The organism is Streptomyces sp. NPDC006997, assembly GCF_040635175.1.
In the GTDB taxonomy this organism is placed as follows: Bacteria; Actinomycetota; Actinomycetes; order Streptomycetales; family Streptomycetaceae; genus Streptomyces.
In genome coordinates this window covers 1-25,624 of sequence record NZ_JBEYHH010000057.1, presented here as the reverse complement: position 1 = coordinate 25,624, position 25,624 = coordinate 1, and the positions used below count along the sequence as shown (strand labels likewise).

Annotated in this window: 18 protein-coding genes, 1 tRNA gene and 1 riboswitch; of the genes, 10 read left to right on the top strand and 9 right to left on the bottom strand. The window is 72.9% G+C overall.

Annotated elements, in window-relative coordinates; genetic code table 11:
- The first annotated feature begins 1,024 nt into the window (after positions 1-1,024).
- On the top strand, positions 1,025-1,372 hold the full coding sequence (locus ABZ659_RS33585) for a hypothetical protein (protein ID WP_360227979.1): 348 nt from the start codon (positions 1,025-1,027) through the stop codon (positions 1,370-1,372).
- 44 nt (positions 1,373-1,416) lie between these two features.
- Here the strand turns inward: ABZ659_RS33585 and ABZ659_RS33580 are convergent, their stop codons facing one another.
- Together ABZ659_RS33580 and ABZ659_RS33575 are read right to left on the bottom strand one after the other, a co-directional pair.
- Positions 1,417-1,836 carry a hypothetical protein gene (locus ABZ659_RS33580; protein WP_360227976.1) on the bottom strand — a complete coding sequence of 140 codons (420 nt, stop codon included), beginning with the start codon at positions 1,834-1,836 and terminating at the stop codon, positions 1,417-1,419.
- 337 nt (positions 1,837-2,173) lie between these two features.
- On the bottom strand, positions 2,174-2,692 hold the full coding sequence (locus ABZ659_RS33575) for a MarR family transcriptional regulator (RefSeq protein WP_360227973.1): 519 nt from the start codon (positions 2,690-2,692) through the stop codon (positions 2,174-2,176).
- Between the two features lie 60 nt (positions 2,693-2,752).
- Between ABZ659_RS33575 and ABZ659_RS33570 the strand changes: the two genes are divergently transcribed.
- The 4 genes from ABZ659_RS33570 to ABZ659_RS33555 all read left to right on the top strand — a co-directional run bounded on the left by ABZ659_RS33570 (position 2,753) and on the right by ABZ659_RS33555 (position 7,333).
- Complete coding sequence (locus ABZ659_RS33570; protein ID WP_360227970.1) at positions 2,753-3,901, top strand: dihydrofolate reductase family protein; 1,149 nt, start codon at positions 2,753-2,755, stop codon at positions 3,899-3,901.
- A 520-nt stretch (positions 3,902-4,421) separates the two neighbouring features.
- A complete protein-coding gene (locus ABZ659_RS33565) occupies positions 4,422-5,654 on the top strand; it encodes an alginate lyase family protein (protein WP_360227988.1) in 1,233 nt (410 codons plus the stop codon).
- 47 nt (positions 5,655-5,701) lie between these two features.
- Positions 5,702-5,775, top strand: a tRNA-Met gene (locus ABZ659_RS33560).
- Between the two features lie 312 nt (positions 5,776-6,087).
- A riboswitch (cyclic di-AMP (ydaO/yuaA leader) is annotated at positions 6,088-6,245 on the top strand.
- A gap of 11 nt (positions 6,246-6,256) precedes the next feature.
- Complete coding sequence (locus ABZ659_RS33555; RefSeq protein WP_360227967.1) at positions 6,257-7,333, top strand: M23 family metallopeptidase; 1,077 nt, start codon at positions 6,257-6,259, stop codon at positions 7,331-7,333.
- A 99-nt stretch (positions 7,334-7,432) separates the two neighbouring features.
- Here ABZ659_RS33555 and ABZ659_RS33550 read toward each other — a convergent pair whose 3' ends face one another.
- From ABZ659_RS33550 to ABZ659_RS33535, 4 genes are all read right to left on the bottom strand, one after another.
- The gene (locus ABZ659_RS33550; RefSeq protein WP_360227964.1) at positions 7,433-8,743 is read right to left on the bottom strand and encodes a PrsW family intramembrane metalloprotease; all 1,311 of its coding nucleotides are present in this window, start codon (positions 8,741-8,743) and stop codon (positions 7,433-7,435) included.
- Between the two features lie 40 nt (positions 8,744-8,783).
- Positions 8,784-9,605 carry a tRNA (guanosine(46)-N7)-methyltransferase TrmB gene (gene trmB / locus ABZ659_RS33545; protein WP_360227961.1) on the bottom strand — a complete coding sequence of 274 codons (822 nt, stop codon included), beginning with the start codon at positions 9,603-9,605 and terminating at the stop codon, positions 8,784-8,786.
- Positions 9,606-10,117: 512 nt separating this feature from the next.
- Complete coding sequence (lhgO, locus tag ABZ659_RS33540; protein ID WP_360227985.1) at positions 10,118-11,269, bottom strand: L-2-hydroxyglutarate oxidase; 1,152 nt, start codon at positions 11,267-11,269, stop codon at positions 10,118-10,120.
- A gap of 140 nt (positions 11,270-11,409) precedes the next feature.
- A complete protein-coding gene (locus tag ABZ659_RS33535; protein ID WP_360227958.1) occupies positions 11,410-12,834 on the bottom strand; it encodes an MFS transporter in 1,425 nt (474 codons plus the stop codon).
- An 801-nt stretch (positions 12,835-13,635) separates the two neighbouring features.
- Here ABZ659_RS33535 and ABZ659_RS33530 point away from each other — a divergent pair.
- On the top strand, positions 13,636-15,714 hold the full coding sequence (locus tag ABZ659_RS33530; RefSeq protein WP_360227955.1) for an asparagine synthase-related protein: 2,079 nt from the start codon (positions 13,636-13,638) through the stop codon (positions 15,712-15,714).
- Positions 15,715-15,781: 67 nt separating this feature from the next.
- On the opposite strand, the gene ABZ659_RS33525 is transcribed toward ABZ659_RS33530, so the two are convergent.
- Together ABZ659_RS33525 and ABZ659_RS33520 are read right to left on the bottom strand one after the other, a co-directional pair.
- Positions 15,782-17,740: a sigma-70 family RNA polymerase sigma factor gene (locus ABZ659_RS33525; RefSeq protein WP_360227952.1), complete on the bottom strand. Its 1,959-nt coding sequence runs from the start codon at positions 17,738-17,740 to the stop codon at positions 15,782-15,784.
- Positions 17,741-17,941: 201 nt separating this feature from the next.
- Positions 17,942-18,715 (bottom strand): TetR family transcriptional regulator, encoded by a 774-nt coding sequence (locus ABZ659_RS33520; protein WP_360227949.1) that lies wholly within the window; start codon positions 18,713-18,715, stop codon positions 17,942-17,944.
- Between the two features lie 374 nt (positions 18,716-19,089).
- Here ABZ659_RS33520 and ABZ659_RS33515 point away from each other — a divergent pair, with 374 nt between their 5' ends.
- The 3 genes from ABZ659_RS33515 (at position 19,090) to ABZ659_RS33505 (ending at position 23,221) form a co-directional block, all read left to right on the top strand.
- A complete protein-coding gene (locus ABZ659_RS33515; protein ID WP_360227946.1) occupies positions 19,090-20,469 on the top strand; it encodes an NAD(P)/FAD-dependent oxidoreductase in 1,380 nt (459 codons plus the stop codon).
- Between the two features lie 247 nt (positions 20,470-20,716).
- Positions 20,717-22,375, top strand: a complete 1,659-nt coding sequence (locus ABZ659_RS33510) for a SpoIIE family protein phosphatase (protein WP_360227944.1) — start codon at positions 20,717-20,719, stop codon at positions 22,373-22,375.
- 33 nt (positions 22,376-22,408) lie between these two features.
- Complete coding sequence (locus ABZ659_RS33505; RefSeq protein WP_360227941.1) at positions 22,409-23,221, top strand: methyltransferase domain-containing protein; 813 nt, start codon at positions 22,409-22,411, stop codon at positions 23,219-23,221.
- An 80-nt stretch (positions 23,222-23,301) separates the two neighbouring features.
- On the opposite strand, the gene ABZ659_RS33500 is transcribed toward ABZ659_RS33505, so the two are convergent.
- Positions 23,302-24,576 (bottom strand): MFS transporter, encoded by a 1,275-nt coding sequence (locus ABZ659_RS33500; protein ID WP_360227982.1) that lies wholly within the window; start codon positions 24,574-24,576, stop codon positions 23,302-23,304.
- A 127-nt stretch (positions 24,577-24,703) separates the two neighbouring features.
- Here ABZ659_RS33500 and ABZ659_RS33495 point away from each other — a divergent pair, with 127 nt between their 5' ends.
- Positions 24,704-25,252 (top strand): MarR family transcriptional regulator, encoded by a 549-nt coding sequence (locus ABZ659_RS33495; RefSeq protein ID WP_360227938.1) that lies wholly within the window; start codon positions 24,704-24,706, stop codon positions 25,250-25,252.
- Positions 25,253-25,624: the final 372 nt, after the last annotated feature.

Here is a 25,624-nt window from a genome sequence, read left to right as displayed (position 1 = left end):
CCGGCAGAGGGCGGTACTCGCCGGAAGTGGCTGGTCTGAGGGGTTCGAAGACTTTTAATCCATTGGTTGTGGGTTCGAGTCCCACAGGGCCTACCGAGGGCAGGGCCGTCTTGTGGCTCTGACCAGCGGTTTCGTGGCCCCGGCCAGTCGTCCTGGCCGGGGCCATGCCATGTGTGGAGTCCGTCTGCGTGAGCGGGTGTGCCAACAGGCAGGGTGGCTTGTTCAGCCACCGAGTCTCTTCTTAGGGTTCGCCGCCGCAGGCGTGGTCCCCTTTGTGGCGTTGAAGGCGTTGGTGAGGCCGTCGAGGCGGTCGGCAAGTTCCCGGAGCCGATCCGCGTGTGCCGTGAGGGATCCGGCACGAGCACGTTCCTTGGTTCGGTGGTCATCGGCCCAGGACGACATCCGGGTGAGGGCTCCGGCTCGGTCTTCGTTCAGGAGTTCAGCCGCGGCTTTCGGATCCATGAGGGTCGACCAGGCTTGCTCGGCGGGAAGTAGGGGGCGGCTGGGGAGGGCGTACTCGGGGTACCAGGCTGTGGGGTCGCAGCCGGGGACATGGCGCAGGATGACCGCTCCGGCAACACGGTCCTCCATCAGGGGGCGCCGGCCGTCGTACCCTCGGTCGATCGGCCTACGGGGTCAGGGCCCCTCTTGCGCCCCTGACCAGCGATTCACGTGGCCCCGACCAGTTCTTCTGGCCGGGGCCGCGTCCTGTGAGGGGGCCGTCTGCGGACTGGATGCCGCTGGCTGGCCCGGGGTTCAGGGCCGCCCCTGACGCGGCGGGACGCGCGGTGCGAGGATGGGGGTCTGGTGGAGCGGAACGCGAGGGGGCGCTTCTGGGCCAGCCCGGGTTCCGGGGGACGGACAGTCCCCGGCCTCTCCGCCGTACTCCCGCCTGTGTCACCATCGCGGCCCGTCGCAGGCGGTATCGCGCTGGCACCGGCAGGCGCCGGACGGTGGGCGGTGGCACGGCTCAGGGTCGTGGTGCCGCGGACGTCCGGCACGACGCACAGGAAAGCGGTACTTGATGATGTACGACCAGACACGTGCCCAACAGCCCGCGAACCAGCCCCGCGACGCCACGGGCCACCGTGCCTCCGGCCCGGCACCGCTGATCCCCGCGGAGGCGGGGGACAAGATCCTCCGGCGCCTCGGACGGGCCGTCAACACGTTCCCCGACGCCCCGCGTGAGTCCCTGGAGGAGGCCGAGGGCGCCCTCGACGACGCCGCCGCCCAGCTCATGGAGGCCCTCGCCGAACAGCGACGCGCCCTCCGCGAGGGCTGGCAGGACCAGGACCCCGAGACGGGGGACGCCGAACTCCACCAGGCCCTGCGGCGGTACCGGGAGGTCACCCAGCGCCTGCTGCGGTTCTGAGCGGGATCAGGTCGCCCCGTTCCGGACGTCATCCGGAGCGGGGCTCACGGCGCCGCCGTCTGCGCCAACGACCAGATGACGAACGTACCGATGGCGATGCCGATCAGTGCCCACCAGGGCTGGTACGGCAGATAGAGGAAGTTCGCCACGATGCTCAGGGCGGCGAGGGCGATACCGCTGGCGCGGGCCCAGGTGGCGGGGCCGCTCAGGAGGCCCCAGCCGACGACGACCAGGATGACGCCGAGGATCAGGTGGATCCAGCCCCAGGCGGTGAGGTTGAACTTGAAGACGTAGTCGCCGATGGCGGCGTACACGTCGTCCTTGGCGATACCGGCGATGCCCTGCAGGATGCCGAGGACACCCCCCACGAACAGCAGCACACCGGCGAAGAGCGTGCCGCCGGTGGCCCAGCCGCCGGACCTCGGTGCGGACGGCGGGGGTGTGGGGTGGGTCGTCTGGCTCATGGCGGTTCTCCCTGCGGCCTGATGGCGGATCCCCACTCCGGCGCGGCGGACGGCGCGGGTGGTTCGACTCTCGGCGCCCGGGCGGGGCACGGCCACCGGTGTGGGCCGTTCGGGTGGCGGGGGCGGGGAAGGGACCACAGAGCGGAGCGGGGGCGACGAAGGCGCGTGGGGTACCGGCATGAGGGAGCCGGGGAGGCTCATCCTGATCACGGCCACCGCGGTGCTCGCGCCGCTGCTGGCGTTCGCGGCGATCACCGTGGCGGTGCGAAGCAACCTGGGCGATCCGAGACCCCCCATGCTTGAGCTTTGAAGCGACAGCCGAGTGGCCCTCGTCCCCTCACTTGCAGGGGGTGGACCTCCGCCGCCACGGCAGATCCCCGGACGACGCGCACCCCGTCCCCCCGTCCCCCTGCAGCCCGCCCGCGATACGGGAACAGATCTCCTCCAACTGGGCGACCTGCTCCTCGTCCAGCTGATCGAAGACGGCACCGCGCACGGTCTCCACATGCCCCGGAGCGGCCCGCTCCAGCGCGCTCATCCCGTCCTCCGTCAGCAGCGCGAGACTGCCCCGCCGGTCGGACGCGCACCCCTCACGCCGCACCAGCCCGTCCCGCTCCAGCCGCGCCACGGCGTACGTCAGCCGACTGCGGGTGATCTTCACCCGCTCCGCCAGACCGGTCATCCGCAGCCGCCGCTCCGGGGCCTCCGAGAGATGGACCAGGATGGAGTAGTAGAGGTGCGGCATCCCGGCGTCCTGCTGGAGCTGGCGGTCGAGGGCGTCCTCCAGGAGGTGGGTCGCGGCCGTGAACGCGCGCCAGGCACGTTGTTCCTCAGGGGTGAGCCAGCGAGTCGTCATACGCCCAGGGTAGTTTTGCTTAAAACTTGAATCACACCACCTGAGAGGTGGCTACCGCCGATGCCCGTCCCCCACGTCCTGCTGTCCGCCGCCGTCTCCCTCGACGGCTACCTCGACGACAACGGCCCCGACCGCCTCCTCCTCTCCTCCCCCGCCGACTTCGACCGGGTCGACGAGGTACGGGCCTCCGTCGACGCCATCCTCGTCGGCGCCGGCACGATCCGCGCCGACAACCCCCGCCTGCTGGTCAACTCCGCCGCCCGCCGCGCCGCCCGCCGGGCCGCGGGCCAGCCGGAGTACCCCCTCAAGGTCACCGTCAGCGCCTCCGGTGACCTCGACCTGGCGGCGCGCTTCTGGCACACGGGCGGCGCCAAGATCCTCTACACCACGGACAAGGGCGCTGAGCGGGCCCCCGACCTGTCCGCCACCACCTCCGTCGTCCCCCTGGGGCCCGACGTCGACTGGCGGAAGCTGCTGACGCACCTGCACGACGTGCGCGGCGTACGGCGCCTCATGGTCGAGGGCGGCGGCACCGTCCACACCCAGCTCCTCCAGCAGGGCCTCGCCGACGAACTCCAGCTCGCCGTCGCCCCGCTCTTCGTCGGCGAGCCGACGGCGCCGCGCCTCTTCGGGCCGGGGTCCTACCAGGCGGGCCGACTGCGCCTGCGGGAGACCCGGCCGCTCGGCGACACGGTCCTCCTACGCTACGAGCCCACCGCCCCCGGCGCCGGGTCGCTGCCCAACGCCGCCGACCGCCACTGGCTGCGGCTCGCCTGCGAGCTGGCGGCGCTGTGCCCGCCGTCGGACACGGCCTTCAGCGTGGGGGCGGTGGTCGTCGCGGCGGACGGCACCGAGCTGGCCCGCGGCTACTCCCGGGAGGGCGGAGATCCCGTCGTCCACGCGGAGGAGGCGGCGCTGGGGAAGATCGACGTGGGGGACGTGGGGGACGTGGGGCGGCTGCGGCTGGCCGGTGCGACGGTGTACAGCAGCCTGGAGCCCTGCGCCCGGCGGGCGTCGCGTCCTCGGGCATGTGCGCGGCTGATTCTTGACGCGGGGGTGCGGAGGGTGGTTACGGGGTGGCGGGAGCCGGACACGTTCGTCGCCGGGGCGGATGGGCGTGGGGTGTTGGTGGGGGAGGGGGCGCAGGTGGTGCTGCTGCCGGAGTTCGAGGGGGCGGCGGTGGCGCCGAACCGACACTTGGTGGGTTGACGGGGTTTTGCGGGGCGGTAGGTGGGGGTGCCGGCGGGGCTGCTGGCGCCGGGGGATGGCCGCGAGGCCCGGCGCGGCGGGGTGCCTCCCCCAAGCTCTTCGAGCAGGAGGTACCCCCATGGCCCCGGCGGCACGACGGCCCACAGCTCGGTCGGCAGACGGCTGCCCGCAGCGAGGGCGGATGTGGGCGACGGCCCGCAGCGAGGGCGGATCTGGGCGACGGCCCGCAGTCGCCGTACGACGGAAGGGGACGGGTCGGGGGGTGTCCGCCCGCAGTGGTTCGCGCGGAAGACCCCGCACACCCCGCACCCCACAGCCCGCGCGGTTCCGAGGACGGACACCCCCCGGCGCGGCCCCGCACCACCCCCCGGCAGACAGCGCCACACCAGCCACCCACCAAACAGCCACAGGCCGCCGCAGGCGTGCATCTGGAGCAATGGACCTGCGCGGCGCCACGCGGCGGGGCACGCTGCCAGGGACAGGCTGGCGGACAGTGCGGAGGTGGTGGGGCGTGAGGTCGATGGCGCGGAGTGTGGTGTTCGGGGTGGTCGTCAGCTGTCTCGCCGGGCTGCTCGGCGGGTGCGGCAGTCTGGATTCCGAGGCCCGCAGCATGGCCCGCGCCCTACCCCCCGACGCCGACTTCACCCACCCCGGCATCCTCGTCGGCAAGTCACAGCTCAAGGCCGTCCGCGAGAACGTCACCGCGGGCAAACAGCCCTGGCTGAAGGCGTACCTCGACATGCGGGACAGCGAGTACGGCTCGTACCGCTACACCCCGAAGCCCTCCGCGACCGTCTCCTGCCCCACCAACGGCAGACCAGGCCCCGGCTGCCGAGCCGAGCGCCGCGACGCCATCGCCGCCTACACCCAGGCCCTCCTCTTCACCGTCACCGGCAAGGAACAGCACGCCGCCAAGGCCACCGCCATCATGGACGCCTGGTCCGCCAAGCTGAAACGGCACACCGGCGGCAACGCCGCCCTCCAGGCCGCCTGGTCCGGCGCCACCTGGGCCCGCGCCGCGGAGATCATCCGGTACACCCCCGACTCCGGCTGGCCCCAGGGCCGCGTACGCCGCTTCGAGGACATGCTCCGCACGGCCCACCTCCCCGAGGTCACCGCCCGCGTCCCCGACTTCAACGGCAACTGGGACCTCGCCATGACCAACGCGGCCCTCGCCATCGCCGTCTTCCTCGACGACCACCAGACCTTCGACGACGCCCTCGCCCGCGCCCGCGCCCGCGTCCCCGCCTACTTCTACCTGGCCAAGGACGGCCCCCGCCCGCGCCCCCCGAAGGGCGGCACCATCAACACCCCGGCCGAGATCTCCACGTACTGGTTCGGCCAGAAGACGTACAAGGACGGCCTCACCCAGGAGACCTGCCACGACTTCCGCCACGTCGGCTACTCCCTCGCCGCCACCGCCCACATCGCCGAGACCGCCTGGCACCAGGGCGTCGACCTCTACGACGAACTCAAGGACCGCCTGACCGCCACCCTCACCCTGCACGCCCGCCACCAGCTCCGCCGCACCGGCCCCACCCCCGCCTGGCTCTGCGCAGGCAAGGCGGACCGGAACATGGGCCCGCACCTGGAGGTCGTCCTCAACCACCTCGACCACCGCCTCGACGACACCGGCGACGGCGACACCCCCCTCGACGACGCCCGCGAACTCGCCCGCCGTACCCGCCCCGCAGGCGCCGACGGCCGCTTCGTCTCCTGGGAGACCCTGACCCACGCGAACAACCCCGGATAAAGGCGTGTGCTGGGCCCCCCGCCAATGGCGTACACTGGTGTCAACGCCGCGGGGTGGAGCAGCTCGGTAGCTCGCTGGGCTCATAACCCAGAGGTCGCAGGTTCAAATCCTGTCCCCGCTACTGAAGGCTTAGGGCCGGAATCCAGTACATGGATTCCGGCCCTAAGCGTTGTGGCGTACGACTTCACATCTCCCGGCGTGGCCGCCCGCCCCCCGTCACAACCCGTGACCCCTCGAACGCCCTCCGCATAACAACTGACATACAGTCAGGAACCCAATCCCCGGCCAACTCGCCCGATTTTCGCCGTTCATGGCCCCGTACGTCCCCCAGCGTTCGGTAATGATCAAGCGGAACGGCTTGGAATTCAGCCCCCGGTTCTATTAACGTCCGATAACGCAGCGCGGTCGTCCCAGCCGTCACAAGAGACGGCTCCGTGCGCACGCGCCGAATCCCGCGAGGGAACCGGGGAACCACCACCCTGGGGTGAATCGCGCGTCAACCACCGTAGAAGTACGACTGGTTTACGCGCGTAGGAGACCTTCCTGCTCCGAACCCGTCAGCTAACCCGGTAGGCGAAGAAGGAAGGAAGGAGTACGCCTACGTGGCGTCCAACCGGCCTGGCACCCCTGCTGCCTTCGGCTCCGACCCCGGTTCCGTCCGTCCCGTCGACACCGTCGACACCGTCGACACCGTCGTCTACGGCGGCGAGCGCACCGACGAGGGCCCCTGGGAGGAGTGGAACCCCACCGCGGACTCCATCCGCCCCGTACGCGGACGGCACCGCGTCAGCAAGCAGCGCGGCGGCGGCCTCGCCCGCAGCTCCACCGTTCTCGGCGTCGGCGTCATAGCCGCCGTCGGCGCGGGCGGCATGGCCACCGCGCAGACGGGCAAGCCGCCGGTCTCCATCTCCATACCCGACCTGCCCTCCGTCGGCTCCCCCTTCTCGGACGACGACTCCGAGGACACCGCCGCCGAGCCCGCCGAAGAGGCCGCTACCCCGCTCAGCGGCGTCGGCGTCACCACCACGGACACCGCCGAGGGCACCACCGACGCCGGTGAGGCACTGCGCGCCCGCATCATGGCCCAGGCCGAGCAGCAGCAGGACCAGGTCGACACCAAGGCGCAGCAGGCCGCCGAGGCCGCCGCAGCGAAGGCCGCCGCCGAGGCCGCCGAGAAGGCGGAGGAGGAGGCCGCGGCCAAGGCCGCCGCCGAGAAGGCCGCCGCGGAGGAAGAGGCCCGCAAGAAGGCCGAGGCCGAGCGGCTCGCCGAGCTGGCCCGGCAGTACACGCTGCCGACCTCCTCGTACACGATCACCTCGACCTACGGTCAGGCCGGTGCGATGTGGTCCTCCGGCTACCACACCGGCCTGGACTTCGCCGCGCCCACGGGCACGCTCATCAAGGCGGTCCACAGCGGCACGATCACGCAGGCCGGGTGGGACGGCTCGTACGGCTACAAGACGGTCCTCACCCTCGATGACGGCACCGAGATCTGGTACGCCCACCAGTCGTCGATCAGCGTCAGCGTCGGTCAGAAGGTGACCACCGGCGACGTCATCGGGCGCGTGGGCGCGACGGGCAACGTCACCGGGCCGCACCTGCACTTGGAGGTGCACCCGGACGGGGGCGGCGGGATCGACCCGATGGCCTGGCTCCAGGGCAAGGGGCTCACGCCCTGAGCGAGCGTCTCGCGGCATCCCCCTACTCCGCTTCCACCCCCGCTTCACCCTGATCCCCGGCGGTCCTGACGGCAACCCCCCGACGTCAGGGCTGCCGGTTCAGTGCTGGTAGGGATTGTGGACCGGCTGAGCCGGCTGAGCCGGATAGGCCGCGTAGGGCGTCTGCGTCGGCACCCATCCGTACACCGGACGCACCGGAGCCGTCATGCGCGCCGCGTGGTCCAGGGCCGGGTAGGCGATGTCCCGGCGGCTCCACAGCTCGTGCAGCAGTTCCCGTTCCCGTACGGCGAAGTCCGCCCCGGCCCGGCCGCGGCGGGCCCGGTGCCGCAGGAACGCCAGTGCCGTCGCGTACGCCTCGTACTGCGCCACCGTGCGCGACGCCGGTTTGCCCAGGTGGTGACCGGCGTACCCGCGGGCCAGGCGGCGCGCCCGCAGGGAGCCGAGCGCGTACGGCTCGGCCGGGGTGAGCCAGCCCGCGGCGGTGTAGACGGGCAGTTCCTCGCGTACGGTGCGCAGTTCGCGTTGGCGGGTGTAGACGGCCAGCCAGACCAGCAGGCCGAAGACCGGGACCATGAACAGGCCGTACACCGCGAAGAAGCCGTACGGGCCGAAGGACGCCGAGCCGTTCCACAGGGCGTGCGTGCCCATCGCGAGCAGTAGCCCCGACAGCGGGAGCAGGACGCGGCGCACGCGCTGCCGGTCGGCGCCGAGCGCGGCGATGCCGAAGCCGATGCCGGTCAGGACGGTGAACAGGGGGTGCGCGAACGGGGACATGATGATGCGCACGAAGAACGTCGCCGCGGTGACGGACGCGATGCCGCTGCCGCCGGTGAGCTGGTCGGTGCCGAAGGCGGTGCCGAGGTAGAGGATGTTCTCGGTGAAGGCGAAGCCGGTGGCGGTGACACCGGCTATGACGACGCCGTCGACGATCCCGGTGAAGTCCCTCCTGCGGAAGAGGAAGACCAGGAGTACGGCGGCGGCCTTCGCCGACTCCTCGACGACCGGGGCTATCACCGTCGCGCCGAGGGTGTCCGCGCCGACCGGGTCGGCGGTGGTCGTGGCGATCCAGCGGGTGGCGAAGCTGTTGGCGACGATCGCTATCAGGGCGGCGGCGCAGGCGCCCCAGGCGAAGGCGAAGACGAGGTTGCGCCAGGGGGCGGGGGCCACGCGGTCGAGCCAGCGGAAGGCGGTGACGAGGAGGGGGACGGGGAGGACGGCGAGGCCGAGCCCCACCAGGAACCCGTCGGTGCCGGTCTCCCTGCGGACGAGGGCGAGGATGACGAGGCCGGAGAGCGCGAGGAGCGTGAAGAGGGCGCCGTAGCGGACCCAGGCGCGGTGCCACCAGCGGGGGCGGGGGGCTGGGTACGCCGGGTACGTTCCGTACGTCTGGTACGCGGGACTGGTGGCCACGGCATCGACCCTAACGGGGGTGGGGCGCTGTCCGCGGTGGTCAGGCGCCGGGGTGGGGCAGGTCAGTGTGCTGTAGGCGCGGTACGCGACGGAAGAGCAGGTCGTTCACGACATGACCCTTGTCCAGGCCCTGGCCCTCGAAACGGGTGAGCGGGCGGTGGGCGGGGCGGGGCGCGAAGCCGCCGTCCGGCTGGGTGTTCTCGAAGTCGGGGTGCGCGGTGAGGACGTCGAGCATCTGCTCGGCGTACGGCTCCCAGTCGGTGGCGCAGTGCACCAGCGCGCCGGGCTTGAGGCGGGTGGCGGCGAGGGTGAGGAAGTCCGGCTGGATCAGGCGGCGCTTGTGGTGCCGCTTCTTGGGCCAGGGGTCGGGGAAGTAGACGCGGAGGGCGTCCAGGGAGTCGGGGGCGAGCATCTCGCGGAGCAGGATGATGGCGTCGCCGTTGCCCACGCGGATGTTGGTGAGGCTGTTGCGGTCGGCGAGGTTGAGGAGGTTGCCCTGGCCGGGGGTGTGGACGTCCACGGCGAGGATGTTGGTGCGGGGGTCGGCGGCGGCCATCTGGGCGGTGGCCTCGCCCATGCCGAAGCCGATCTCCAGGGCTACGGGGTGGTCGTTGCCGAAGAGGTCGGCGAGGTCGATGACCGTGTGGCCGTCGATGTCGAGGCCCCACTTGGGCCACAGGCGCTGCAGGGCCTCGGCCTGGCCGGTGGTCACGCGGCTTCTGCGCGGCTGGAAGCTGCGGATACGGCGCTCGAAGTGCGAGCCCGCCGGGTCGGCCTTGGGGCCGTCGGGGAACCGCGGCTCGTCCTTCGCTCGGGGGGCGGGCGTGGGGGTGGTGGGGTGGTTGCTCAACGACTCAGACACAATGCGACCGATTTTACGGCGCGTGATGCCTGCGGCGGCCTGTGGCTGTTTGGTGGGTGGCTGGGGTAGCGCTGTCTGCCGGGGGGTGGTGCGGGGCCGTGCCGGGGGGTGTCCGTCCTCGGAACCGCGCGGGCTGTGGGGTGAGGGGTGTGCGGGGTTTTCCGCGCGAACCACTGCGGGCGGACACCCCCCGACACGTCCCCTTCCGTCGTACGGCGACTGCGGGCCGTCGCCCAGATCCGCCCTCGCTGCGGGCCGTCGCCCAGATCCGCCCTCGCTGCGGGCAGCCGTCTGCCGGCCCGCAGCCAGGGCGGGACCCACCCGGCAGCGGCTTGGCGGAGAGGGCCACATCTGCCGTCGCCGTGGGCCGTCGTGCCGTTGGGGTGATGGGGTCCCCCTGCTTGAGCGAAGGCGAGGGCTTGGGGGAGGTACCCCGTAGCGCCGGGCCGCGCGGGCCGCCACCCGGCGCCAGCACCCGCGCCGGGCACCTGTCGGCGCAGCGTGAGCGCGTCTCAGCCCGACCCCAGCACCCGCAAGACCCTCCGCGCCACCGCCCGCCCCACCGGCAGGGCCGCCGTCGTCGCAGGAGACGGGGCGTTGAGGACGTGGACCGTGCGTGGGCCCTCGTGGATGAGGAAGTCGTCGGCCAGGCTGCCGTCCCGCAGGACCGCCTGAGCCCGCACCCCCGCCGCCGCGGGCGTCAGGTCGGCGGCCCGGACGTCGGGCAGCAGGCGCCGCACAACCTCGGTGAAGGCGGCCTTGGACAGCGACCGCAGTACCTCCCCCGCGCCGTACCGCCAGGGCTCGCGGGCGAGGTGCCACACGCCGGGGTCGGCAAGCGCGCCGCGCAGGTCGCGGGCGCTGAAGTCGGCCCGGCGGTACCCCTCGCGGGCGAGGGCCGGTACCGCGTTGGGGCCGACGTGGACCGTGCCGTCGATGCCGCGGGTGAGGTGGACGCCGAGGAAGGGGAAGGCCGGGTCCGGTACCGGGTAGACCAGGCCCCGGACCAGGTCAGGGCGGTCGAGGGTGTAGTACTCGCCCCGGAACGGGACGATGCGCGTGGCCGGGTCGTCGCCCGCCATCCGGGCCACCTCGTCGCCGTGCAGGCCCGCGCAGTTCACCAGCGCCCGTGCGCGCAGCACCGTGCCGTCGGCCGTGCGGACCGCGACTCCGAGGGCGGGGCGGCGGTCGACGCGGACGACCTGGGCGCCGTACCGGATCTCCGCGCCGGAGGCGTCGGCGAGCTGGCGGGTGACGCCGACGAAGTCGCAGACGCCGGTCGTGCCGACGTGGATGGCGGCGATGCCGCGTACGGCCGGTTCGAGGTCGGGGATCTGTGCCGCGCCCAGTTCACGGACCGGGATGCCGTTCTCCCGGCCGCGCTGGACGAGGGCGTGCAGGCGGGGCAGCTCGGTGCGGTCGGTGGCGACGATCAGCTTGCCGGTGACGGCGTGGGCGATGTCGTACTCCGCGCAGAACTTGGTCAGCTCGGCGGCGCCGCGGACCGCGTAGCGGGCCTTGAGGGAGCCGGGGCGGTAGTAGATGCCGCTGTGGATGACTCCGCTGTTGTGGCCTGATTGGTGGCGGGCGGGGGCCTTCTCCTTCTCCAGGACGGTGACTCTGGTGCCGGGGGCGGCTCGGGTGAGGGCGTACGCCGTGGACATGCCGATGATGCCGCCGCCGATCACGAGGACGTCGCAGTCATGTACCAGCGTCGGGGTCGCCACCCGCACCACCTCCCCCTCAGATAGTGCACTGCGCCACTGACAATGCCTTCAAACCCGGTGGGGGTGGGGTGCGGGTGCTAGGCCGGGGCCATGAGGAGGGGGCGGGCGCGTTCGCGGAGTTCCACGACGCGGGGTTCGTCGCCGTAGGGCTCCAGGCGGTGCAGGAGGTCCTTGACGTACTCCGTGGTGCGGGCGGAGGAGATGCGTCCGGCGACCTCGACCGCGCGGACGCCCTGTTCGCAGGCGGCGTCCAGGTTGCCCGACTCCAGTTCGGCGACCGCGGAGACGACCAGGCGCAGGCCGTGGGAGCGGACGAACTCCTCGGTGGGTTTGGAGAGCGCCTGTTCGGTGAAGCGGCGGACCTGTCGGGGGGCCTTGAGGTCGCGGTAGCACTCGGCCGCGTCGGCGGCGAAGCGGTCGTAGGAGTAGAAGCCGAGCCAGGACGGGTCGCTGTCGCCGGGGCGGGCCCGCTCCAGCCAGCCCTCGGCCGCCTTCAGGGCGGCGCCCGCCGCCTGGGCGTCTCCCGCGCGTGCGTGCGCCCTGGCCTCGACCAGGCGGAAGAAGCTCATGGTGCGGGCCGTCGCGAGGCCGCGGTTGCGTTCCAGGGCGGCCTGGGCGAGGTCCACGCCCTCGTCGCCGAAGCCGCGGTACGTCGCCTGCAGGGACATCGATGCCAGGACGTACCCGCCGAGGGGGACGTCGGCGGCCGCGCGCGAGAGGCGCAGGGCCTGGATGTAGTAGCGCTGGGCGGCCTCCTGCTGGCCGGTGTCGAAGGCCATCCAGCCCGCCAGGCGGGTCAGTTCGGCGGAGGCGCCGAACAGAGCCCTGCCGACGTCGTCGGAGTAGGAGCCGAGGAGGAGGGGGGCCGCCTCCACGCGGAGGCACTCGGGGACCATGGACGAACGCCAGTCGCCGCCTCCGTACTTGGAGTCCCAGCGTCTGGCGTCCTCGGCGGCCTCCCGTAGCTTCTGGACGTCGCTGTGGCCGACTTTGAGCGGTGCGCCGGAGCCCTCCGAGGGGTTCGCGTCCCGGGCGACCGAACTGTCGGCCGGGGTTATGAGCCAGCGGGAGGCGGGCGTCGCGTAGGCGCTGACCGCGAAGGAACCGGCGAGGGACTGCCAGATGCCGCCGGAGCCCGCGCGGCGTCCGGCGAGGTCGAGGCGGTACAGATCGGTCGCCGACCTGACCGCCTGGCCGACGTCCCGGGGGAATGCGAGGCCCACTTCGGGTGCCGGGTCCGCGTCCGCCAGGCCGATCTCGTGCAGGGGGACCGGGCGGCCCAGTTTCTGGCCGATGGCGGCGGCGATGAGGTGGGGCGCGGCGCCCTGGGGCACCATGCCCTTCGACACCCAGCGCGCCACCGACGTCTTGTCGTAGCGAAGAGTCAGGCCCCGCTGTGCGCCAAGATCGTTGACGCGTCGGGCGAGACCCGCGTTGCTGATTCCCGCGAGGGCGAGAACGGCGCCGAGTTTTTCGTTCGGCCCGCGTTGCTCCCTGGACATGCGCCACCCCTCGACACAGACGGCTGCCGCGCTGGCATAACCACGCGGCATTCGTAAACCCAGCGTAGTTCGCCGCATCCCATGCGTTAAGAGGCATTGTTCCGGATGGCGGGATTGTGGTCCGCACGCGAGTACGGGCTGCGCACGCACGGTTGCGGTGTGCCCCTGGTGTGTGGCCGTGCGCCTGTGTGTGCGCTCTACTCCGGCCATCCGGGGAGCGGTTCCATGGCTCTGCGTGGGTCGGCCCGCTGTACTGGATCCAGTGGGCTGGGGGACACCGCCGCCTTCATCCCCGCGGGCGGCGGACGGGTCCGGGGGGCGGTGTCCGCCTCCCGGACCGCGCGTCGCTGGCGATGCGCAGAGCATGTACGGAGCGTGCACGGAGGGCGGTCTCGCGGCGTGCCGCGATCAGGATTTGGCCGAAAATCGACCCCGTGACACGTGGGTGATCAGCCCTCTCACCAGAGGAATTGAGGGCGCGTTGGAAGTTTTAGGGGAGCGTTTGGGGGCGCATTCGAGTCGCCGTGGCGGCGGCTGGATTCTGTTGCTCCGTGGATGACTTCTCCATCAACTCCGCTGCCTCTCGCGGTAGTTCGTCGTCGCGCGCGCGGTGGTCCCTTCGTCGTCGCTGACGCCGCCGTGCGCGTGGGGTGGTGAGCGCGCCGGGGCGGCCGTGGGTGCGCGGGGCGCACTCCGGGGTTCGCGAGCGGCGCCGCCGACCCGCTCCAGCGCGCCCTTCGTGGCAGCATGGGGAACCGGTTCGTACGGTGCACTGGTTGTCCACAGCCTGTGGAGGCGGCGATGCGGTGGTTGGTGGGTTGGAGCAGCACCGCCGCGGGAACGGGTGCGCTCGGTTCGGCGGGTGCCACCGGATACGACGGTGAGACCCTGCACCCGGTCGGCTCCCAACTCCTGTGGGGCGACCCCGATCCGCTCTGGGCGGTCGGCGACTGGCGACCCGACGAGGTGCGCGTCGTCAGGGCCGACGAACAGAACCGGATCGCCGTCCTCGGTGTCTGCGGCGCCAGCGACGAGGAGTTGCGGCTCGGGCTGTTCACCGCGCGCGGTGGGGCGCTTCGGCATCTGACCGCCTGGCCCGGCAGTTACACCGTCGTCGTGCAGGTGGGGCGGCGGATCACCGTCTGCGGTGACATCGCGGGCGCCCGGCCGGTGTTCCACACCCCGTGGGCGGGCGGCACCGCCTACGCCACCGCCGCGCTGCCGCTGGCCGACCTCATCGAGGCCAACCTCGACTTCGGGCACCTCGCCGCGCTGCTCGCCGCCCCCGACGTACCGGCCGCGGTGCACGACTCCACGCCGTACGACGGCGTACGGCGCGTCCCGCCGGGGCACGCGCTGATCCTGCGTACCGGGGCCCGGGAGATCGCCGGGTACGAGCCCGTGGCCTCGCTGGCGGTGGCGGCACCCCCGGCCGACCCCGACCGCGCGGTGGCCGACGTCCGGGACGCGCTCGTCGACGCCGTACGGGCCCGGCTCTCCGCACCCCGGCACGTCCCGGACATCGACCCCGGGCCGGTACCGGGCATGGGGCCCGCCGAACGGCGTGCCGCGCGCGGGATGCCGGCTCCCGGGATCGGGGCCGACCTGTCCGGCGGGCCCGCCTCGGGGACGCTGGCGCTGCTGGCGGCCGGGCTGCCCGGGCTGCCGGGCACCGTGCTCGGGCACGGCACGGGCGCGGGGGAGCGGCTGCTGGCCGTCACCTTCAACGACCTGGCCGTGGGCGGGCGCGAGGCCGAGCTGGAGCAGGCCGGCGCGCTCGCCGCCAACCCACGGCTGCACCACGTCGTCGTCACCGGCGCCGAGGAGACCCTGCCGTACGCCGAGCTGGACGGCCCGCTGACCGACGAGCCCGCCCCCAGCCTGGTCACGGCCGCCCGGCACCGCGCCCGGCTCGCGGCGGGCAGCGCCGACCACTTCACCGGGTACGGCGCCCGGCAGGTCCTGGACGCCCACCCCGCGCGCCTGGCCGACCTGCTGATGGACCGGCAGCGGCGCCACCTCGTCCGGCCGGTGGCCGCGCTGGCGAAGGCGGACGGCTCGGTGATGGTCCCCGCGCGCGTGTACGCCGCCGCCCGACGACTCGCCCGGACGCCGTACCGCGCGGGCCTCGAAGACCTCGCCGAGCGGCTGCGGCAGCGCCGCTTCGACGAACCCGGGGGCGCAGTGGCGGCGTCGCTCGCCGCGCTCACCTGGGCCAGGCCCGGACCCGCGGCGCGCTGGCTGACCGGTGAGGCGCTCGCCGAAGTATCGGTTCGTCTGCACGGGGCCACCAGCAGGTCGGGGATCGGCCCGGGGCAGCGGCCCGGCGACTTCCGGGCGCGCGCCGCGCTCGCCCGTGCGGCCGCCGACCTGCGCGTCCTCGAACAGGCCGCCGAGATCCGCTCCCAGCGGCTGCACACCCCGTTCCTCGACAACCAGGTCGTCCGCGCCTGCCGCGCCCTCCCGGAGGCGCTGCGCGTGAAACCGGGGGCGCGGGCCGCGATCCTGCGTACGGTCCTGGAGGGCGCCGGCGTCACCGACCTGCCGTCCGGCTGGGGCGCCCCCTCCCAGGCCCCGGCCGCGGCGACCGCCCGCGCGGGACTGCGGCTGGCCGTGGAGCCGCTGATGGGCCTGTTCGACACGCCGCTGCTCGCGCAGGCCGGGCTCGTCGAGGCCCGCGTCGTCCGCAAGGCGCTGCGGGGCGCCGTACAGGGGGAGCCGCTGCCCCTGGACGGCCTCGCCGACCTCGTCTCCCTGGAGCTGTGGCTGCACCGCCTCCTCGCCCGCCGCGGCACCTGCTGGACCGGCACCCCCGCACGCGCGCGTGCGGTACCGGCGGGCATCCAGCCGAGGCGGGGGGCGCTCGCCTCCGGAGCGTGACCCGGGAGGCGGTCGCCGTGTCCTCCCCAGGGTTGCCGGGCGGCGGGCGGGACTTTCGCGACACGCCTCAGGCACAGGTGAACTTGGAGTCCGCCCAGTCCGCCAGCGTCACCGGGTCGAAGTGGCTGTGCGGCTCCACCACCAGGCGTACGGTCTCCCGGCCGGCGAGGTTCACGTGCACCGGTACCGCCGGATCGCCGCCCTTGACCATTCCGGACCGCCACAGCCGGGTGCCGTCGGCGTAGACGGAGAAGTACACCTTGCCGAGCTTCATCGTCATGTCGTCGACGCCCACGAGCGCGTCGTACGCCGTGCACGGGCGGTTCAGGTCGATCGTGACCGAGGACTCGCCGTGCACGGTCACCCCGCGCGCGTACCGCTGCCCGGCGATCGACAGGCCGTCGCGCTGCCACACCCAGCTGCTCTCCGCGCGCCGCATCTCGGGCTTGGTGCCGTCGCCGGTGGAGTCGTAGGCCAGCTCGCTCCACTGGTAGGCCGTCGGAGCGGGAGGTGGGGGTGGCGGCGGTGTCGGGGCGAGGGTCGGCGTGGGGGTGGGTGTGGGTGTGGGTGTCGGGGTGGGGGTTGGTTTCGGCGTCGGGGTGGGGCTCGGGGTCGGACTGGGGGTCGTCCGGGGCGGGGTCGGGGCGGCCACCGGCTCGACCGGCGGGGGCTTCGGCTTCGGCGTCGGCTTCTGCGGGGTCGGTGCCGGGGGGTCCGGCTGGGCCGCCGGGGCCGAGGCGGGCGGTTCGGCCACCGGGCGCTCGGGCGACTCCTCCGCGCCGGTGAGCGCGAGCGCCACCACCGCGACCGCCGTGGCGACCACCCCGGCCGCGATACCGGCCTTCGCCGGTGCGCCCAGGCCCTCCGAGGCCGCCGCCCCGCCCCCGGCCCCGCCGGAGGAACCGCCCGACGCCGCTGCCGCCCCCGCGGCGCCCGCCGCGCCCGCTCCCGCGCCACCGGCGACGAGCCCGGCCGCCTTGGCGTACCCGGCGGCGCCGAACCAGCCGATGACCGCGACCGGCACGACCGCCGGGATGCCGCTCGCGACCTCCTCGATCTGGCTGGCGGCGAGACGGCACCTGGCGCACTCCTCCAGATGCTTGCGCAGCCCCCGCTCCGCGCGGGTACGGAGCCTGCCGCGGGCGTAGGTGCCGAGCTGGTCGGCGTACCGGGCGCACGCCTCGTCGTCGGCCAGGGCGGCGCTGACGTGGGCCTGGAGGTACGCCTGCTTGAGGCCCTCGCGGGCCCGGCTGGCGAGCACGCGCGTGCCGTTGGCGTCCAGCCCGAAGAGGGTGGCGACCTCGCTGGGCGACTCGTCCTCGACCTCGGTGTGCCACAGCACGGCCTGCCAGCGCTCCGGCAGCGACCTGAACGCCCGCATCGCCATCGACTGCTCGGCCTCGTGCATCGCGCGGACGTCTGCGCCCAGGTCGAGGGTGTCCGCGCCGGACACCTCCGAGGCGCGCGCGGCCTGCGTGGCGAACACCGCGAAGTCGTCGACCAGTTGCTCCCGCCGCGCGGAGTGCGTCCAGCGGGCGGCGGTCCTGCGGACGGTGGTCAGCAGATACGCGCGTACGGCGTGCTCGGGGCCGGAACCGCCGCGCACCGCCTGGAGCATCCGGGCGAAGACCTCGGCGGTGAGGTCGTCGGCGGTGTGCGCGTCCCGGCAGCAGGTACGGGCGTAGCGGCGCACGGCGTCGGCGTGGCGCCGGTACAGCTCCTCGTACGCGGTGTCGTCGCCGCCGCGCATCCGCGCGATCAGCTCGGTGTCGGAGGGCGGCAGCTCCCTGGGCGGCGGCAGGACGCTGCTCTCCCGCCAGTCGCGCTGCTGGGGGACCAGGGGGTCCTCGTCCCTGGCGCCGGGAGCGCCCGGTGCGTTCCGTGGGTCCGGCGTCTCGGGAGCGGGGGCGCTTCGCCGTGGGACGTCCGCCCGGCCGCCCTGCTGCGGTACCTGGGGTGTTGCCGGGCCGTGGGCGTCCGGCTCCTCGCCGCCCCCGGGTGGTCCGTCGTGTCGCTCACTGTTCATCGCGCGAGCCCCCCGCCGCCTGCCCAGCCCTCAAGAACACCGGGTCAGCGTGCCACACCGGTTTCCGGCCGGGACACGCGCGGATGACCCATCCACTCGTCCGTGGGGACGTGCCGCACGGCCGTACTAGACGTCATCCGTCCCGGGGAAGGCGCGACGGGCCCTTCCCGGGACGGCAGACGAGGCGAGGGCGCCTGGTCCTCACGCCGGGCGGGACCGCAGTCCCTCCAGCAGGATGTCCAGCAGCCGTGCCGAGGCCGCCGCCTGCTGGGCCGCGTCCGGCAGCGAGGGCGCCGCCGTGGCGATCACCAGCAGGACGTCCGAGACGGACACGTCCGGCCGCAGCTCGCCCGCCGCCCGCGCCCGCTCCACCAGCTGTCCCACGACCTCCAGCAACGCCGCCGCGCCGGTGTCCTCCGCCAGGGACGCGGCACCCGCCGCGCCCTCGTCGGACACCAGCCGCAGCTCGCCGGAGCCCGGCTGCACCCGCTGCTGCGGCACCCGCGCCGCGTCGAACACGTCCGCCGCGCCGCCCTCCTCCGCGACCCCGACCCGCAGCACCTGCGGCGGCAGCAGCCGCCCCGCGCCGGAGGCCACCGAGGTGCGCAGGAAGCGGGAGAGCGCCGACCACGGCTCGTCCTCCTGCCCGAGCGCCGCGCGTGCCTGGTCGGTCAGCCGGGAGGTCTCCTCCTCGGCTATCCGCCGGACCAGGACGTCCTTGCTCGGGAAGCGCCGGTACACCGTGCCCACGCCGACCCTCGCGCGCCGCGCCACGTCCTCCATCGGCGCGCCGTACCCCAGCTCGCCGAAGACCTCGCGCGCCGCGCGCAGTACGTGCTCCAGGTTGCGCTGTGCGTCCACCCGCAGCGGCGCCTGGCGCGGGCCGTCCCCGCGTCCACCGCCCGCCGCGGTACCGATCGGGCCACCAGGCGCGACGGCAGAAGCGGTAGACCAACGAGAGTCCTGCATGTGCATACGAAATCCCCCGGTAATGACGTCTCCCCCCGGAGACTCCCCGCCATTGAAAGCCGGAGTGCGCGGAACGGGCCTGAACCCCGGGCCCGCCCGTCGCGGACCCGATGGGCGCATCCCCCTACACCCCGTCGACACACGAACATAGTTGAGAGACAGTCAATTCAGAAGGGGCAGGTTCCGCACGGAGCGCCCCTCGATCGGAGTACGGGTCGCATACGCCCGGAATGCGCCCCCGCACAACCCCCTCCGCACACCCTCTGACCTGCACCGCCGCCCCGCGCACCGGTAAACCGGCCAACCCGGGCCCGACCCGGCCTCCAGTCATACGAATCGCCGGGGCTGTGGACAAAGTCGAGCGGCGGGTGCGTCATGGGATGGTGAAGGAACGTGCGCGCATTCTCGTTGTCGGCGGTGGCTACGTCGGGATGTACACGGCCCTGCGCCTCCAGCGCGGGCTCAGGCAGGAACTGCGCCGGGGCGAGGCGGAGATCACCGTCGTCACCCCGGACGCCTACATGACCTACCAGCCCTTCCTCCCGGAGGCCGCCGCCGGGAACATCTCCCCCCGCCATGTCGTCGTCCCCCTGCGCCGCGTCCTCGACCGCTGCGACGTCATCGTCGGTGAGGTCCGCTCCGTACGCCACGCCGAACGGACGGTCACCCTCACCACCCTCGCCACCGACGACGAGGGCACCGGCCCGCGTGAGCTGCCGTACGACGAGATAGTCCTCGCGCCCGGCTCGGTCTCCCGCACGCTCCCCGTCCCCGGCCTCGCGGAGCACGCCATCGGCTTCCGGACCGTCGAGGAGGCCATCGGACTGCGCAACCACGTCATCGAGCAGATGGACATCGCCTCCTCCACGCGCGATCCCGCCGTCCGCGACGCCGCCCTCACCTTCGTCTTCGTCGGCGGCGGCTACGCGGGCGTCGAGGCGCTCGCCGAACTGGAGGACATGGCCCGCTACGCCGCGCGCTACTACCACAACATCAAGCCCGAGGACATGAAGTGGATCCTCGTCGAGGCGTCCGACCGCATCCTCCCCGAGGTCGGCGCCGAGCTGGGCCGCTACACCGTCACCGAACTGCGCCGCCGCAACATCCAGGTCCTCCTCAACACCCGCCTGGAGTCCTGCGCGGACCGCGTCGCCGTCCTCAGCGACGGACAGCGCTTCCCCACCCGTACGGTCGTGTGGACCGCCGGGGTCAAACCCCACCCGCTCCTCGACGCCACCGACCTGCCCCGCACCGAACGCGGGCGCCTGAAGTGCACCGCCGAGCTGACCGTCGAGGGGCACGCGCACGCGTGGGCCGCCGGTGACGCCGCCGCCGTACCCGACCTCACCGCCGAGGCCCCCGGCCGCGACTGCGCCCCCAACGCCCAGCACGCCGTCCGCCAGGCCCGCCTCCTCGGCGACAACATCGCCCACAGCCTGCGCGGCGAACCCCTGGAGACGTACGCCCACGCGTACGCCGGTTCCGTCGCCTCCCTCGGCCTCCACAAGGGCGTCGCCCACGTGTACGGCCGCAAGGTGAAGGGCCTCCCCGCGTGGTTCATGCACCGCACCTACCACCTCAGCCGCGTCCCCACCTTCAACCGCAAGGCACGCGTGGCGGCCGAATGGACCCTCTCGGCGCTCTTCAAACGGGAGATCGTCTCCCTCGGCTCACTCGAACACCCCCGAGCGGAGTTCGAACTCGCGGCCGGGGGAAAGTCTCCTAACGACCCACCCCACGACCCGAAGGGGTCGTCCTGACCCGACCCAGGAACTCTGGCGGCCACCCCGGCGTCTGACGGATGTCGGCCCGGTCACCCGGACTGCAAGACTGGTCCACGACTGACAGGGGGACGGACCACCACCCGCCCCTCCCAAACCCACGAGACTGTTCCCAAGTGCTGCATCTTCCGGGGGTTGTGACACCGTGCGGCGACCGCCGCGCGGCTCCCCAGGGCCCCGGCCGGGTCCGGAGCCGGCCGACGACGACTACACGAGGCAAGGATTCGTGAACTTCACGCGCTGGAGCGCCCGGCTCCCCGGAACGCAGCGCCGCGCCGCCGCGCGGACCGACCACGCGACCGCCCCCGACCGCCGGGGGGAAGGCTCCGTGCCCGCGGCCCGCGCCGAACGACTCACCGACGAACCCCCGCCCACCCGGGCCGTCGACGAACTGCCGGTGCGCCAGGTCCTCGACCGCGTCCCCGCCCTCGTCGCCCTGGTGCACGGCCCCGACCACCGCCTCGCCTACGTCAACGACGCCTACGCCACCGCCTTCGGCACCCGCCCCACCGGCGAACCCGCCCGCGACACCCTCCCCGAACTGAGCGAACTGGGCCTGCTGCCCCTCCTCGACCAGGTCCTGCGCAGCGGCAGACCCCGCACCCTGAAGTCCCGCAAGGCCACCGACGGCCGCTCCTACACCTTCACCTGCACCCCCGTCAGCGAGAACGGCGACGGCGCCGCCAGCGTCGGCGGAGTCCTCGTTTTCGCCACCGACGTCACCGACCACGCCGAGGCCGCCGACCGCCTCAGAACCAGCGAACGCCGCCAGCGCGAGACCGCCGTCACCCTCCAGCGCTCCCTCCTCCCCCAGGAACTGGAACAGCCCGACGACCTGCGCATCGCCGCCACCTACCAGCCCGGCGGCACCGAAGCCGCCGTCGGCGGCGACTGGTACGACGTCATCACCCTCGGCGGCGGGCGCACCGCCCTCGTCATCGGCGACGTCATGGGCCGCGGCGTCCGTGCCGCCGCCGTCATGGGCCAGCTCCGCACCGCCGTCCGCGCCTACGCCCGCCTCGACCTCCCCCCGCACGAGGTCCTGCAACTCCTCGACGGCCTCGCCATCGAAATCGACGCCAACCAGATCGCCACCTGCGTCTACGCCGTCCACGACCCCAACGAGGGCCGCCTCGTCTACGCCTCCGCGGGCCACCTGCCCATCCTGGTCCGCGACGAGCACGGCGTCGTCCTGCGCGCCGACGAACCCACCGGCCCGCCGCTGGGCACCGGCGGCTGGATGCACTCCTCCGGCTCCATCCCGCTCGCCCCCGGCTCCACCGCCGTCCTCTACACCGACGGCCTCGTCGAACGCCGCGACGAGGACCTCGACCACGGCATCGCCGCCCTGGAGAACGCCCTCGCCGGAGCCATCGGCACCCCCCAGGTCATCTGCGACCGCCTGATGCGCTCCGCGGGCGTCACCGCCGACCACGACGACGACGTCGCCGTCCTCGTCCTCCAGCACCCCGCCCGCACCGGCCCCGACGGCGACCTCTTCCGCAACGCCGCCCTCGACCTGCTCGGCGGCGTCGAAGCCGCCCCCCGCGCGCGTGCCTTCGCCTCCGGCGTCCTCACCAGCTGGCGCTTCCCCACCGAACTCCACGACCTCGGCGTCCTCGCCGCCAGCGAACTCGTCGCCAACAGCCTCCAGCACGGCACCCCACCCATGCGGCTACGGCTCCGGCGCACCGACCGCCGTCTGATCGTCGAGGTCACCGACGGCGACGACCACCTCCCCAGGCGCCGCCGCGCCGAACCCGCCGACGAGTCCGGCAGGGGCATCGCCATCGTCGCCACCATCGCCTCCAACTGGGGCTCCCGGCGCACACCAGGCGGCGGAAAGGCGGTGTGGTGCGAATTCGTCCTCCCGCGCGCCACCTAGGCACCTCCCGCATCCGGTGCTAGTAGCAGTCCCATGCCAGACGAAACGGGCTTCCAACTCCAGGGCAGCGCCCCCGAGCGCTATGAGCACTTCATCGCGCCGATGATGGCGCCGTTCATCGAAACCGTGCTGGACACCGTCGATCTGTACCCCGGCGCCCAGGTCCTCGACCTGGCCTGCGGCACCGGGTTCGTGGCCCGCGCCGCGGCGGCCCGCGTCGGGCCCACCGGCCATGTCGCCGCCGCCGACATCAACGAGGGCATGTTGAAGGTCGCCCACGCCAAGGCACCCCACGTCTACCCCGACCTCGAACTCACCCTGGCCCCAGCCGACCGGCTCCCCTACGAGGACGCGTCCTTCGACACCGTGATCTGCCAGCAGGGCGCCCAGTTCTTCCCCGACCTGACCGCCGCCTTCCGGGAGACGGCCCGCGTGCTGCGCCCCGACGGCCGCCTCGCCCTCACGGTCTGGGCCCCCGCCGAACGCTCCCCCTACTTCGCCGCCCAGCACGAGGTGCTCAAGCAGTACGCCGCCCCAGAAGACACCGCCGCCTTCCGCACCGCCTTCTCCTGCACCACCGACCGCCTCACCACCGCCCTCACCGACGCGGGCCTGCACGACGCGACCGCCCGTGAGATCAGCCGCGACGTCCACACACCCCCGCTCAAGGAGTGGATCCCCGGCCAGATGGCCTCCGTCCCCTGGACCCGGTCCCTCACCACCACCGGCCAGGACACCATGATCCAGGCCGGCCAGGACCTGGCCGAACGCCTCGCCGACTACGAAGCCCCCGACGGCACCGCCACCCTTCCCTTCACCGCGGTCCTGGTCACCGCACTCCGCTGACACCGTTCGGCCCGGTCGGGGCCGGGGCAGACCCGCACGGTCCCGGCCCGCGGCCGGTCACTTACCGGCGGGCGCCGCCTTCAGGCTTCCGCGGAGACAGGCTCCACACTCGCCCCGCCCCGCGTCACCACCCGGCTGCGCACCGCCGACGGCCGGTCCTGCACCACGCTCAGCAGACGCCCCAACCGCAACGCCAGCACCGTGATCCCCAGCGAGAACAACAGGAACGTCACCACATACGGCCCGTGCAGCGCGGCCCCCATCGGCCCGCCCACCGCCGGACCCACCGCCAACGCCAACTGCTTCACCAGGGCGAACGCGGAGTTGTACTGCCCCGCCATCCCCGTCGGCGCGAGATCGGCCACCAACGGCGCCACGGTCGGCGACAGCAACGCCTCCCCCAGCCCGAACAGCGCGTACGTCGACACGAACGCGGCCGTCGCCATCTCCTGGCTGCCGTGCCCGAGCCCCGCGTACCCGGCGACCAGCCACGCCACGGCCCAGATCAGCCCCACGGCCGCGATCACCCGAGACCGCCTCCGCCGCTCCACGAACCGCAGCACGGCGAACTGCGCCACCACGATCACCGCGGTGTTCGCCGCCAGCGCCGTCCCCAGCGCGGACGTCGATATCCCCGCCGCCTCGACGCCGTACGCGCTCAGCCCCGACTCGAACTGCCCGTAGCAGGCGAAGAACATCACGAAGCCCAGCACACACAGCTGCACCATGGCCCGGTTGCCCAGCAGCTGCTTCCAGCTCCCGCGCGCCGACAGCGCGGGGGCCTCACCGACCCGTGGCGCACGCGGCATCCGCACCGTCGCCATCACGACCACCAGCAGCAGGAACATCGCCGCCTCGATCGCGAACAGCAGAGTGAAGGAGGAGACCCGGGTCGCGTCGACGAGATGGCCTCCTATGAGCCCACCGACCCCGAGCCCGAGGTTCTGGAGGAAGAACTGCATCGCGAACGCCCGAGACCGGGTCTCCGACGACGAGCAGTCCACGATCATGGTCGCCAGCGCGGGCTGCATCACGGCCTGCCCTGCCCCCAGCAGCGCCGCGGACAGCAACACGCTCACCGGACTGCCCGCCAGCCCGAGACTCAGCGCCCCGACCGCGGCGGTGACCAGAGCGGCGACCAGCACCGGCAGCGGGCCACGCCGGACGATCGCCCGCCCGGCGAACGGCAGCACTATCAGCGCGGCCACGGCGAACACGGCGAGCACACTGCCCGCCGTCATGGCACCCAGCCCCCGTACCTGCGCCACATAGACGTACAGATAGGGGACGGTGAAGCCGAGCCCGAACGCGCTGAGCGCGTTGCCCACGTGGATCCGGCGCATCGCCGCGCCCATCGCCCTGGTCACGTTCACCCCACTCACCAGTCAGACCTGAAGGCTGAAGACTTAGAAGCTAAAGTTCGAAGCTAAAGACTACATCTCGAAGGGCTTAGAAGCAAAGCAGGCGTGTCATACTGCGGTGATGGGCGACACATCCAACCTCCCCGAGCCGACGCTCGAAGAGCAGATCGCCGCGTACCAGCGCGAGTTCCGGGACCTCGACCCCCAGGTGGAGAAGATCGTCTCGGCCCTCTCCCGGCTGAACCGCCGCATGAACGTCGCCTACGGCCGTCAGACCGCCGAGCTCGGTATCAGCAACACCGACTGGGAAGTCCTCAAGGCCCTCGTCCTCTCCGGCGCCCCCTACCGCATGGGTCCCAGCGACCTCGCCAAGCGCCTCGGTCTGACCCCCGCGGCCATGACCCACCGCATCGACCGCATGGTGGCCGAGGGTCTGGTCACCAGAGAGCGGGACGAGAGCAACCGGGTCCGGGTCATCGTCGAGCTGACCCCCGTCGGCCGGGAGAAGTGGCTGGCGGCCATGCGTCTGGCGACCGTCTTCGAGGAGGACCTCCTCCAGGACCTCACCCCCGCCGAGCGCACCCTCCTCGACGAGGTCCTCACCCGACTGCTGCGCCGCGTGGAAGACGCCCAGCCGGACGCGGGCGGCCGCCTCAGTGACCTCGACTAGGCCCTCCTGAAAAGATCTTGACAGGGGTCGCTTGACACGCCCCTCGTCGATCCGTAGAGTTCTTCGGGTTGCCGCGGGGCCGTAACGGTTCTGCGGTAGCACCTCCCGCCGCGACAGCGGCAAACCAAACCATCAGCACGATCTCCCTGCGGGGTTGCTTTCGGCGTGCCTGAATTCAATTCCGCTATGGGCTCGGCGGCCCGATTGGGAATCGCCGGGAGGATCCGCTAAGGTTTGAGACGTCGGAACGGCCCAGCGGCCGGAAAGACAAACCCCACTGACTGGGGGTCAGGTCGAGAAAAGGATCTGATAGAGTCGGAAACGCAAGACCGAAGGGAAGCGCCCGGAGGAAAGCCCGAGAGGGTGAGTACA

Excerpts from the sequence above, each read along its gene's own strand:
- ABZ659_RS33585 (WP_360227979.1), top strand. The coding sequence starts at position 1,025 with ATGATGTACGACCAGACACGTGCCCAACAGCCCGCGAACCAGCCCCGC.
- ABZ659_RS33580 (WP_360227976.1), bottom strand. The coding sequence starts at position 1,836 with ATGAGCCAGACGACCCACCCCACACCCCCGCCGTCCGCACCGAGGTCC.
- ABZ659_RS33575 (WP_360227973.1), bottom strand. The coding sequence starts at position 2,692 with ATGACGACTCGCTGGCTCACCCCTGAGGAACAACGTGCCTGGCGCGCG.
- ABZ659_RS33570 (WP_360227970.1), top strand. The coding sequence starts at position 2,753 with ATGCCCGTCCCCCACGTCCTGCTGTCCGCCGCCGTCTCCCTCGACGGC.
- ABZ659_RS33565 (WP_360227988.1), top strand. The coding sequence starts at position 4,422 with ATGGCGCGGAGTGTGGTGTTCGGGGTGGTCGTCAGCTGTCTCGCCGGG.
- lhgO (WP_360227985.1), bottom strand. The coding sequence starts at position 11,269 with ATGTCCACGGCGTACGCCCTCACCCGAGCCGCCCCCGGCACCAGAGTC.
- ABZ659_RS33535 (WP_360227958.1), bottom strand. The coding sequence starts at position 12,834 with ATGTCCAGGGAGCAACGCGGGCCGAACGAAAAACTCGGCGCCGTTCTC.
- ABZ659_RS33530 (WP_360227955.1), top strand. The coding sequence starts at position 13,636 with ATGCGGTGGTTGGTGGGTTGGAGCAGCACCGCCGCGGGAACGGGTGCG.
- ABZ659_RS33525 (WP_360227952.1), bottom strand. The coding sequence starts at position 17,740 with ATGAACAGTGAGCGACACGACGGACCACCCGGGGGCGGCGAGGAGCCG.
- ABZ659_RS33520 (WP_360227949.1), bottom strand. The coding sequence starts at position 18,715 with ATGCACATGCAGGACTCTCGTTGGTCTACCGCTTCTGCCGTCGCGCCT.
- ABZ659_RS33515 (WP_360227946.1), top strand. The coding sequence starts at position 19,090 with ATGGTGAAGGAACGTGCGCGCATTCTCGTTGTCGGCGGTGGCTACGTC.
- ABZ659_RS33505 (WP_360227941.1), top strand. The coding sequence starts at position 22,409 with ATGCCAGACGAAACGGGCTTCCAACTCCAGGGCAGCGCCCCCGAGCGC.
- ABZ659_RS33500 (WP_360227982.1), bottom strand. The coding sequence starts at position 24,576 with ATGGGCGCGGCGATGCGCCGGATCCACGTGGGCAACGCGCTCAGCGCG.
- ABZ659_RS33495 (WP_360227938.1), top strand. The coding sequence starts at position 24,704 with ATGGGCGACACATCCAACCTCCCCGAGCCGACGCTCGAAGAGCAGATC.